The organism is Hungatella sp. SL.1.14 (genome assembly GCF_024460495.1).
Taxonomy (GTDB): Bacteria; Bacillota; Clostridia; order Lachnospirales; family Lachnospiraceae; genus Hungatella; species Hungatella hathewayi.
Window position 1 is genome coordinate 1 of sequence record NZ_JANFYJ010000550.1, and the last position, 286, is coordinate 286.

The following is a 286-nucleotide window of genomic DNA, read 5'->3' on the forward strand; positions in this document are numbered from 1 at the left end:
AGCAGGTGTGCTTTTGGGATATTATGCACAAAGAAATTTTATTATGACAAAGAAAAAATTCTGGTCGATAAATATGATTGCTGCTGCCGAAGGCGTAATTTTTGTGATTTTTTCTGTGATATTTTCACCATTTTTTACAAAATTATTATACCCTACGGTTTTTGAACAGGCAGCGCATTACATATTTATAGCAAATCTGGAGGCGACGATTAGTACCGTGTGCAGTTTGACCCAGTCGTCAGTATTGAAGTTCGCTCCCACATGGCTTCAGATAATTAAAGAACTT

At 36.4% G+C, this 286-nt stretch carries 1 protein-coding gene; it reads left to right on the forward strand.

Translation table 11 applies throughout. The features are described 5' to 3' along the window. Positions 1-13: 13 nt before the first annotated feature. The coding region (locus NE473_RS32255) for a cyclin family protein (protein WP_256265734.1) at positions 14-286 on the forward strand (273 nt) is incomplete at its 3' end.